Raw genomic sequence first — 11,224 nt, forward strand, 5'->3', positions numbered from 1 at the left:
TTTCTTATATTATACTCCTAAATACGAAGAAAAGCCCTTAGAAAATCAATTCTAAGGACTTTGTCTTCAGTCTGAAGCACCTGCAACCTGCAGGTGCTTTGTGTTTTTACTTAAAGGTCACAATGGTACAACCTGAACCACCTGCATTTTGTGGGGCATAGCCAAATTCCTTGACCTGCTTGTTGCGACGGAGGTACTTGGTCACCCCTTCTCGGATAACCCCTGTACCGATACCGTGGACAATATCGACTTGGGCTAGGTTGTTGAGCAGAGCTTGGTCGATAAACTCATCCAGCTCCATCATAGCCTCTTCGTAGCGTTTGCCACGGAGATCTAAGCGAGCTTTTGGTCCTCGTACATTGGCACGTTTGACCGTGTGAACCTGGCGTTTCTTAGGCTGCTCTGCCTTTTCCGCCTTGACTAACTCAAACTCATCTTTGGCCAAGGTCATCTTAATCAAGCCAACCTGAGCTTCCCAACGCCCGTCCTTGAGCTGATTGGTCAAGGTCCCACGTTGCCCATAAGCTGTAACGATAATGTCATCGCCCACCTTGGCTTCCCTCTGAATTTTAGCTTTCTTCAGCACCTTGTTTTTAGACAGATCCACCACTTCAGGCGCCAACTTTTTCAGCTCTGCCTTGGCTTCGATAATCTGGTGGGGCTTAAGACTAGCTGCAGCATGGAGATTTTTCAGAATATCCTCGCTTTCTGCCAATGCCATATCCACAATTTCCCTAGCTTCCAGACGTGCCTTGTTGAGCTCGTTTTCCCGCTCACGATTGAGCTCGTCATAGAGCTTGCGGAGGGCTCGGTTCATCTTGTAATTTTCTTGCTCCACATTACGAATCTTATCCAGACGCTGACGACTTTCAACCGTCTGACTTTCCAATTTCTCGATAATGCGGTTCACATCGCTATCTGTATCCGTCCAAGATTGGGCTGACTGGATAATAATATCAGATAGACCAAGACGCCGTGCAATTTCAAAAGCATTGGACCGCCCAGGAACACCCTGCATAAACTTATAGGTCGGTCGTAGACTATTGGTATCAAACTCCATGCTGGCATTTTCAATACCAGAGGTTTCTATCCCGTAGGCCTTGAGCTCCGGATAGTGGGTAGTTGCCATGGTCTTGATCCCCCGCAGACGAAGGTCATCCAAAATAGCCATAGCCAAGGATGCCCCCTCCTGCGGATCTGTCCCCGCTCCCAACTCGTCAAAGAGAATGAGAGAATCTTGATCAGCTGCTCTTAAAATTTCCACCGTGTGGGTCATGTGACTGGAGAAGGTTGATAAACTCTGCTCAATCGACTGTTCATCACCAATATCCGCAAAAATTTCTTTGAAGATAGCTACCCGACTGCCCTTATCAGCCAAGATAGGCAAACCAGACTGAGCCATCAGATGGGTCAAACCCAAGGTCTTAAGCATGATGGTCTTACCACCTGTGTTGGGACCTGTTATCACGATAGCCGTCAACTGACTACCGAAATAAAGGTCATTTGGTACAGGCTTAGCAATGAGCGGATGCCGAACGTTGAGAAGGGCAATATCCTGCTTCTCAGATAGTTTGGGTACAACTGCTTGATGTTCACGCGCAAAGAGATGCTTAGCACGAACAAAATCAATATGACCGATAAGCCAGGCATTGTTACGAATCACGCCACTATGCGGACGGAGCATATCCGACAATTCCTGCAAGATACGGTTGAGCTCATGGCGTTCTTCTGCACGTAGGTGACTGATTTCTTCGTTCAAGGTCACCACTGCCCGCGGCTCAATATAAACGGTCGAACCCGAAGCTGAAATGTCATGGACAACCCCAGCAATCTTATTGCGATAGGTATTTTTAACAGGAAGGACATTGCGTCCATTACGGCTTGCCAAAATGCTATCGGACAGCATGTCGCCTTTGGTCTTCAAAATATCCTGCATGACCTGACGAACTTGGTCTTCAGCTTCACGGATTTTTCTTCGAATACGGGCTAGCTTTTCTGAGGCAAAATCCTCTACAAAACCGGCATCATTGATGGACTGGAGGGAGCCTTGTAAATGTGGAAAAAGCTCAATCTTCTCAAAGAGTTTATCCAGCTGGCTAAGACTGACATTTTCCAGATTTCCATAAAAGTCCAAGAGAGATTTAGAAACTTCCAAGACCTTTTTAACAGCTAATAATTCAGCGATATTGAGGTCTGTATCCAATTCCAAACGACGCATGGCTGGACCAATGTCACTCGTAGCAGCCAGACTGAAATAGGGATTTTCCACAAAAATCTGCGCTATATCTGTCAACTCGTCGAAGGCCTGTTGGATACGATGGACTTCCACCATGGGCTCCAACTGTCGTAATTCTTCAAAGCCCTGTTCCGTCAAGAGATAGGGCTCAATTTTTTGTCTTACCTTGTGAAATTCAAGGGTTTCAATAATTTTATTATTCATATGTTCCTACTTAGTCTTTTCCTTAGCTTTATCTCATTATCAAAACAATAAAAGATAAAAATATAGTCTTTCCCAATCTCTTAATTAAAGGTATAACAGTCAACTAATACTCAATGAAAATCCAAATCAGACTTGCTCCAAAGGTTCCCCGAACCTTTGGAGGTTGGAAATAGGCGAACGTAGTTCGTTTCGCTCTGATGCAGATCGAACTCTGTTCCTTTTATATTTCAAGGGAACAGGCTGAAAAGGTCCGCTAGATCTTTATCAACAACGTCTGATTTTGATTTTCGAAGAGTATAAATGACGATAAAAAGGATAAGGTCTCCCTTACCCTGCTATATTACTCAACCAGAGAGATTTTAAAAAGCTACTAGTGAATGGTGTGTACTGAATCATGATGTTGGCAAGAAAACTACTGTGCAATTTATCTTGAATCATCGCTAACGGAATAGTTGATAGCAAGACCATGACAATCTGAAGAGAAATAAAAGTCACCAAGACAGCCAAGGCGCCGCTTATGAGATTAGTCGTTTTTGTATCAGGATTAAAAGCCTCTAATAGATGGACAAATATTCCTATGAAACGCACAATAGCATAAACCAAGACGTATATCAAAAGAAAGGCCAATCCCGCATAAAATACCATATCTAGGTCAAAGAGATATTTCTCATCAAAATAATAGTTGGAGCTCCCCTGAGTAGCATTGGCAAATGGCACCCAGAGATAAAGGAAGGATGCCAATTTTTTATAAGTAGCCGTCGCAACCACCAGAGCAATAATACTTCCCATGCTATAAAAGGCCTGTAGAACTAGACCACGACTGTAGCCAATGTAGAAACTCCATGCCAAAATGAGAATAATTGCTAATGAAATCATACCTTGTCCTCAAGCTCATCTAAGTCAATCAAGGTCACATTCTTTTTCAAGACCTTTTCTTTGACGCTTGCAAGTTCTTGTTCCTTTTGTTCAAATGCCATCTCGCGCGTTAGTTGAACGGATAGAGCATTGATTGCCAACAAAAGCGCGAGGGTTTCAGGGTCCGCCGTCGGCATCTTTTCTTTGATGGCTTGGTATTTTTCCTGTGCAATACGCTCAATCTCTTCCATGAATAAATTATCATGCTCAGTTGTCAAGGTTAATTGCTTCTCGCCAAATGTAAATTTATATCGATTTAAGTTTGCCATATCTTACCTCTTCTTCTATCTATTATAGCGTAAAAAACTTGATTTGGCTAATCTCTCCTATAAAGAATGCTTTCTACGAGCAAAATCTACAAAACGGAATTTATCAATTTTATGCTTGCTTTCTGTATATTGGAATTGTCGCGTATCTCCTAAGTAGACCCTGGATTTTATCAACACCAGATAATCATCCTGAATCTGCATCAAATCTCGTTCTTCTCGGCTGGTCGGCTCTACCGTAATCTCTTTTTGTGCATAAGCAATATCAAGGCCTAACTTATTTTCTAGGTATTCGTAGATGGATTTTTCAGCAATAGCAGTTGTCAACTCTGGCACGACATCGACAGCAAGATAATCTGTATCCACAACGGAGACCTTACCGTCAATCGAACGTGTACGGACAACTTTCCACACCTTGCTATACGGTTCAAAGCCTGTCAAATGTGAAAGGCTACTATTAACGGTAATCATATCTAAGCTGACAACATCTGTCTTGGTAGAAAGCTGGAGAACATTTGTCAATTCCTGATAGGAAGTTAAACCTGAAACTGGGAAATTGAGAATTTCTTGCTTAAGGACCATTGAACCACGCCCTTGCACTTTTTGAATCAAACCTCCCTCAGTCAAAATCGCCAACGCCTTACGAACCGTATCACGACTAACACCATAGAGTTCCTGGAGCTGCTGTTCTGTCGGTAGGGAGCTTTCTGCCGGATAAACATTTGTCCGTATTTTTTCTTTTAAGTCATTATAAATTTCTTGGTATTTTTTCATCATTTCCTCACAAATTCATCTGTCAAATAACATACAACTATCAACATTATAACAAAATTCATTTCAAAATTAAAAAAACTAAGCAAAAACGCTTGCATTATTTTTTGAAATCGGATACAATGATAACGTAAAAGAAATTTGTCCGTACAAATTTCGAAAAAGACATACTTTTGAGAGATGTCTAAAAAATATAGGGTGACGGATTCCATAAGCCGTCTAGAAGGAAAAATATATGGGAAAATTTGAAAAAGAAGCCAAACAGCTCCTAGAAGCTATTGGCGGAAAAGAGAATGTCAATGCAGTAACACACTGTGCAACGCGCATGCGCTTCGTTCTTGCAGATGAGAAAAAAGCAAACGTAAAAGTCATCGAAGACATTCCAGCAGTAAAGGGAACATTTACCAACGCTGGTCAATTCCAAGTCATCATCGGTAACGATGTACCAATCTTCTACAATGACTTTACAGCTGTGTCTGGTATCGAAGGCGTATCTAAGGAAGCTGCCAAGTCAGCCGCTAAAAGTAACCAAAATGCCATCCAACGTGTTATGACCATGTTGGCGGAAATCTTCACACCAATCATTCCTGCCCTTATCGTCGGCGGTTTGATTCTCGGTTTCCGTAACGTCTTGGAAGGTGTTCAGATGGAATGGCTTGGACAAGCTATGAAAGATGGGCAGTTGGTCTTCGATGCTGATGGTAACCCTGTATGGAACACCATCGTTCAGGTTTCTCCTTTCTGGAATGGTGTCAATCACTTCCTCTGGTTGCCAGGTGAAGCCATCTTCCACTTCCTACCAGTAGGTATCACTTGGTCCGTATCTCGTAAAATGGGAACTTCTCAAATCCTTGGTATCGTCCTTGGTATCTGTTTGGTTTCTCCACAGTTGCTCAACGCTTATGCTGTACCTGGTACAGATGCAGCAACCATTGCCAGCGACTGGTCTTGGAACTTCGGTGCATTTAGTATTGCCCGTATCGGTTATCAAGCACAAGTTATCCCTGCCCTCCTTGCTGGTTTGGCACTGTCTTACCTAGAAATCTTCTGGCGTAAGGTTATTCCAGAAGTGGTCTCAATGATTTTCGTGCCATTCCTATCACTTCTTCCTGCCATCATCTTGGCTCACACTGTCCTTGGTCCTATCGGTTGGACAATTGGTCAATGGTTGTCAACTGTCGTATTGGCTGGTTTGACTGGTCCATTGAAATGGCTCTTCGGTGCGGTATTCGGTGCCCTCTATGCGCCATTCGTTATCACTGGTCTTCACCACATGACAAATGCCATCGATACACAATTGATTGCGGATGCTGGTGGAACTGGTCTCTGGCCAATGATTGCTCTTTCTAACATTGCTCAAGGTTCAGCAGTATTTGCCTACTTCCTCATGAACCGTCACAATGAAAAAGAAGCGCAAGTTTCTCTTCCTGCAACTATTTCTGCTTATCTTGGTGTTACTGAACCAGCCCTCTTTGGTGTCAACGTGAAATACGTTTACCCTTTCGTAGCTGCTATGATTGGTTCAAGTATCGCTGGCTTACTTTCTGTAACCTTTAACATCCAAGCTGCTTCTATCGGTATCGGTGGTCTTCCAGGTATCTTGTCTATCAAGGCTGAATACTGGGGTCCATTCTTGTTAGCAATGATTGTTGCGATTGTTGTCCCAATGATTTTGACAGCTGTTTTCAAACGTACAGGTGCATTTTCAAAAAAAGAAGAAACTGTTGAAGAAGTCGTAGTCGTAACTGAAACTGTCGTTGAAACTGGTTCTGCTATCGAATTGATCAGCCCCCTAACTGGTCAAGCAAAAGAATTGTCACAAGCTACTGACCCTGTATTTGCATCAGGTGTTATGGGACAAGGGGTCCTTATCGATCCTATCGAAGGCATCTTGGTTGCTCCAGTCGATGGTGAAGTATCTGTCCTCTTCCCTACTAACCACGCTGTTGGTATCACTGCTACAAACGGAGTTGAACTCCTTATGCACATCGGTATGGATACTGTTGGATTGGAAGGCAAAGGCTTCACAGCTCACGTCAAACAAGGTGACAAGGTAAAAGCTGGCGATAAATTGATTAGCTTTGACATCGATGTCATTAAGGCTGCTGGTCTCGTCGCGGAAACACCAGTTATCGTGACCAACCAAACTGACTTTGACACTCAAGTTATCGGAAATCTTCCTCGTGCCATCTCACAAGGCGAAGCTATTCTGACAGTTACAAAGAATTAATGTTCTAGGAGGGCGCAAGGTAACTTGCACCTCCTATCATTGCTTATGCAAGAAGGAAAAATCAAGAAAGAGAGAGCAAAATGACAATAGACAGACGGAAGGTTGTTTATCAAATCTACCCAAAATCTTACAAGGATACAACTGGAAATGGTGTAGGGGATTTACGAGGAATTATTGAAAAACTACCTTATTTGAAGGAGCTAGGCATTGATATGATTTGGCTCAACCCTTTCTACCCAAGTCCTCAACGAGACAACGGCTATGACATTTCAGACTATACAGCCGTCAATCCTGATTTTGGCACCATGGCTGACTTTGAAGAAATGGTGGCTGTCGGCAAAGAATTGGGCATCGAATTCATGCTAGACATGGTCCTCAACCACTGCTCGACAGACCACGAATGGTTCCAAAAGGCCCTAGCCGGCGACAAATATTACCAAGATTTCTTTATCCTACGTGACCAGCCAACTGACTGGGTGTCCAAGTTTGGTGGCAATGCCTGGGCTCCTTTTGGAGATACTGGGAAATACTACCTCCACCTCTTTGACGTGACCCAAGCCGACCTCAACTGGCGAAATCCTCATGTCCGTGAAGAACTCTTCAAGGTGGTCAACTTCTGGAAAGACAAGGGTGTCAAAGGCTTCCGCTTCGACGTTATCAACCTGATTGGTAAGGACGAAGTCCTCGAAGATTGCCCAATCAATGACGGCAAGCCAGCTTATACCGACCGCCCAATTACCCACGACTACCTCAAGATGATGAACAATGCCACTTTTGGGGCAGAAAAAGGCTTCATGACCGTTGGGGAAATGTCTGCCACCACCATTGAAAACTGCATTCTCTACACAGCTCCTGAGCGGGAAGAATTGTCCATGGCCTTCAACTTCCACCACTTGAAAGTGGACTACAAGGACGGGCAAAAATGGACCATCATGGACTTTGACTTTGAAGAACTCAAACACCTCTTCCATACTTGGGGTGAAGAGATGTCCGTCGGAAATGGCTGGAACGCCCTTTTCTACAACAACCACGACCAGCCTCGAGCCCTCAACCGCTTTGTTGATGTGGAGAATTTCCGTAACGAAGGAGCAACCATGCTAGCAGCCTCTATCCACCTGTCCCGCGGTACGCCTTACATCTACATGGGCGAGGAAATCGGCATGATTGACCCTGACTACGACAGTATGGACGACTACGTGGACGTGGAATCTATCAATGCCTATCAGATGCTCTTGGACCAAGGACACACGCCTGATCAGGCCTTCAAGATTATCCAGGCCAAGTCCCGTGACAATTCCCGCACCCCGATGCAATGGGACGCTTCTGACAATGCAGGCTTCTCAACAGGAACTCCTTGGCTGAAGGCTGGCAAATCCTACCAAACGATTAACGTTGAGCAGGAAAAAACAGGCCCAATCTTTACCTTCTACCAAGAGCTCATCCGCCTGCGGAAAGAACTCCCTCTGATTTCAGAAGGGGACTACAAGGCTGCCTACAAGGATAGCCAGAAAGTCTATGCCTTTGAACGCTTGCTAAACGGCGAGAAACTACTGGTCCTCAACAATTTCTTCGCAGAAGAGGTTGAACTAGACCTGGCAGACGACTACGCCCACGGCCAAGTCCTCATCAGCAACTATCCTGATAGCAAACTCGGTAAGAAAATTAGCTTGAAACCCTATCAAGTCTTGGCGATTTTGGTGAAATAATTAACGAAAGAGGAGGTCACTCCTCTTTTGTGATAGAATGAAATAAAAAAGAAAAGGAAACATCATGCTCCAAGAATTTTTGAACAAGGTCAACAATCCTGTCTTGAAGGACAAACTAGAAGGCATTTTCAATCAAATCCAGCAAGAATTTCCAAGTCTAACCACAGAAATCAAGTGGAACCAGCCCATGTTTATCATGGACGGAACTTTTATCATTGGATTCTCTGCTGCCAAAGCCCATATTTCCATTGCACCTGAAACGGTTACGATGGAAACCTTTGCCAAGGACATCAAGGAGGCGGGCTACGAAGCAACTTCCAACCTCTTCAAAATCAAGGAAGACCAAGAGGTCAACTGGGACCTGCTCCGCAATATTATCGCCTTTAATATGGAGGAAAAGAAAGGTTACGAAAAGTTCTGGAGATAAAATAAGAAACTTGTATCCCATACCTTCCAATTAATAAGCACGCAAAAATAGCCAAGCTCACCGTGAGTTTGGCTATAATTATTTTATGGATTAAATGACACGTGTACGTGGTCATAATGGTTTTCAGTAATACTTCCACGGTCTGGCATCAGGTTCCATGTATAGGCTGGACCATAGATACTGTCATACGGCGCATAGAAGCGCTGTTTCCAAATGATGTAGTTGATATTTTTAGAAGCTAAGTTTGCAACTGCATAAGCCGCCACTTGATCCCCAAGTGCTGAACTTTGTGGTACCATAAAGTCAATTGCCAATCCCTTACCATGGTCGCCAGAATCACCAGGACGGTAACCTGAGAAGGAAGTAATACCGAAGGCATTAGCTACTTCTGCGCGGAAGGCTGCTACCTGAGGTTGCAAACCGACATCATAAGCACTTGTACTTGTTGTAGTGGTTGATAGGGCTGTCACTTGTGGAGTTTCAACTACAGGCTGTTCTATAGGTGCTTCTACTGCAGGCTGCTCTACAACTTCCTCCACAGGCGCTTCTACTACAGGCTGCTCTACAACTTCCTCTACAGGTGCCTCAACCACAGGTTGCTCTACAACTTCCTCCACAGGCGCTTCTGCTACAGGCTGCTCTACAACCTCCTCTACAGGTGCTGAGTCGGTAACTGATGAAATTTGATCCAAGGGAACAACCGTATCCTCAACCGTTACTTGATTGGTTGTTAGGTCAACAGTTGCCTGAACGGTCTCATTTGTGTTTCCCTGAACAGGAGCTTCAATCTCAACCTGAGTCACTTGATTGTTTTGGTCAACAGTCGTCGTCAGTACCGTATCAGGGAAAATCAAGTTGACATCTGCAATTTGATTTATTTTCGCCAGCAAGTCCATATCAATATTCATAGCTGAAGCGATAGCACTTAGGGTATCACCATACTTAACCGTATAAGTTAACTGACCCTCATTGTTTGTGAGTTCAGTAATGATTTGCTCCACACTGCGTGGCATCCACTCCAAAGCGAGAACTTGTGGACTAACCATACCAGTTGTGAAAAGTGAAAGGGCCAAGCTTGAGGTGTACATCATTTTTTTATTTGTTTGCAAAAGGGAAGTTTTTCTCTTACGACGCATATGCTTGGGCTTTGTAATTCTTTTACGTTTCATTTTCTGTTCCTTTTCTAATTTGATAATCCTATCATATCTGAATCCGATTTGAAATACAAGTACCTAGAGAGCTTTTAAATAAACTGTATCCACTATGTAATCTTAGACATTTTTCGTCATCAAATCCATATACTTGTCACATAACCGACACATTAAGAAAAAAGAACAAGTAGGAGACCACCAACAACCCATGACTTGTTCCTTAGTTCTTATTCTAATAACCTTTCTCTACATTTCTTCCGGATAAACCAAGCCCCATTCTTTGCGGAGTTGGGTCATGATATCCATGACATCTTGAGTGTAAGCTAAGTGCATAGTATTTTCAATTCCAGCCACAGCCTTTTCCATATCTGCCACTTCATAAGAGAGAGCCTCGGTAGTTTGGCCTGCCTCAATGACTTCTTGGCTACCGTCTTCAGTATAGGTAATGACTGCTTTTTGGCCACGTGGGTACTCGTAAAGCTCGATGTAGCCTTTATCGTAGGCAATAGTCCCTCGTTTTGGCTGTTTGGCATGGAGGGTCAGGGCGATGGTCGCCATTTGACCCGCATCATTGCTGAGCAAAATCCCTACCTGCTCATCCACACCTGTCGGAGCCAATTTGACCTGAGACAAGACCTGGCTAGGCTTTTCCGTCATAAACCAACGGACAAAGGACAGAGCGTAGACACCAATATCCAAGAGGGCACCGCCGGCCAAGTTCTTATTGAAAAAGCGGTTGGTCATGTCGTATTCCTTGTAGCTGCCAAAGTTCATCTGAATCATCTTCAAATCTCCCAGCTTGCCACTGGCTACCACTTCGCTCAACTGACGATAGATTGGCATGTGGAAAATGGTCATGGCTTCTGCCAAGATAACCTGATTTTCTTCTGCCAGTTGAATGGCTTCTGCTAATTCTTCTGAATTAAGCGTAATAGACTTTTCACAGAGGACATGTTTCCCTGCCTTCAAGGCCTTTCTCAAATAATTGATATGGGTATTGTGAGGCGTAGAAATATAGATAATGTCTACTTCAGGATCCTCAAACACTTCATCGATTTCTCGATAAACTTTCTCGATGCCATATTTTTGCGCAAATTCCACACCCTTGTCATAGGTACGGTTGGCTACCGAATAAAGATTTCCTCCCATAGCCTGCAAGGCCTGAACCAATTCATTGGCAATGACACCTGTTCCCAGGGACGCCCACTTGTACTGTACTTGATCTTTCATTGTCTACCTCACTCGTAAAATAAGTTTATGGGGATTTTTCAACCCCAAATTTTTAACAATTGTAATAACATTAACTTGACTATTGCAA

The 11,224-nt window shown here is 43.7% G+C and carries 9 protein-coding genes; 3 read left to right on the forward strand and 6 right to left on the reverse strand.

What is annotated here, in order from left to right; translation table 11 throughout:
- Window positions 1–106 precede the first annotated feature (106 nt).
- The 4 genes from P7J58_RS10690 to treR all read right to left on the reverse strand — a co-directional run bounded on the left by P7J58_RS10690 (window position 107) and on the right by treR (window position 4,395).
- Window positions 107–2,440, reverse strand: coding sequence for an endonuclease MutS2 (locus tag P7J58_RS10690; protein WP_408556326.1), 2,334 nt, complete (start codon window positions 2,438–2,440; stop codon window positions 107–109).
- A gap of 327 nt (window positions 2,441–2,767) precedes the next feature.
- Entirely contained in the window at window positions 2,768–3,316 is a 549-nt protein-coding gene (locus tag P7J58_RS10695; protein ID WP_002935945.1) for a CvpA family protein, read from the reverse strand.
- Window positions 3,313–3,624, reverse strand: a complete 312-nt coding sequence (locus tag P7J58_RS10700; RefSeq protein ID WP_002935948.1) for a hypothetical protein — start codon at window positions 3,622–3,624, stop codon at window positions 3,313–3,315. Before P7J58_RS10700 ends, P7J58_RS10695 begins: the two co-directional genes overlap by 4 nt.
- A gap of 57 nt (window positions 3,625–3,681) precedes the next feature.
- Entirely contained in the window at window positions 3,682–4,395 is a 714-nt protein-coding gene (gene treR / locus P7J58_RS10705) for a trehalose operon repressor (protein WP_024380213.1), read from the reverse strand.
- Between the two features lie 232 nt (window positions 4,396–4,627).
- On the opposite strand from treR, the gene treP reads away from it, so the two are divergent.
- The 3 genes from treP (at window position 4,628) to P7J58_RS10720 (ending at window position 8,755) form a co-directional block, all read left to right on the forward strand.
- A complete protein-coding gene (gene treP, locus P7J58_RS10710; RefSeq protein ID WP_408546222.1) occupies window positions 4,628–6,622 on the forward strand; it encodes a PTS system trehalose-specific EIIBC component in 1,995 nt (664 codons plus the stop codon).
- An 80-nt stretch (window positions 6,623–6,702) separates the two neighbouring features.
- On the forward strand, window positions 6,703–8,328 hold the full coding sequence (gene treC / locus P7J58_RS10715) for an alpha,alpha-phosphotrehalase (RefSeq protein WP_408556325.1): 1,626 nt from the start codon (window positions 6,703–6,705) through the stop codon (window positions 8,326–8,328).
- Window positions 8,329–8,392: 64 nt separating this feature from the next.
- Complete coding sequence (locus P7J58_RS10720; protein WP_125183644.1) at window positions 8,393–8,755, forward strand: iron chaperone; 363 nt, start codon at window positions 8,393–8,395, stop codon at window positions 8,753–8,755.
- Window positions 8,756–8,838: 83 nt separating this feature from the next.
- On the opposite strand, the gene P7J58_RS10725 is transcribed toward P7J58_RS10720, so the two are convergent.
- Together P7J58_RS10725 and P7J58_RS10730 are read right to left on the reverse strand one after the other, a co-directional pair.
- Window positions 8,839–9,924, reverse strand: a complete 1,086-nt coding sequence (locus P7J58_RS10725) for a LysM peptidoglycan-binding domain-containing protein (protein WP_408556324.1) — start codon at window positions 9,922–9,924, stop codon at window positions 8,839–8,841.
- A 228-nt stretch (window positions 9,925–10,152) separates the two neighbouring features.
- A complete protein-coding gene (locus tag P7J58_RS10730) occupies window positions 10,153–11,136 on the reverse strand; it encodes a Gfo/Idh/MocA family protein (protein ID WP_099876377.1) in 984 nt (327 codons plus the stop codon).
- Window positions 11,137–11,224 lie beyond the last annotated feature (88 nt).

The organism is Streptococcus suis, from assembly GCF_046032535.1.
Classification (GTDB): Bacteria; Bacillota; Bacilli; order Lactobacillales; family Streptococcaceae; genus Streptococcus; species Streptococcus suis_AK.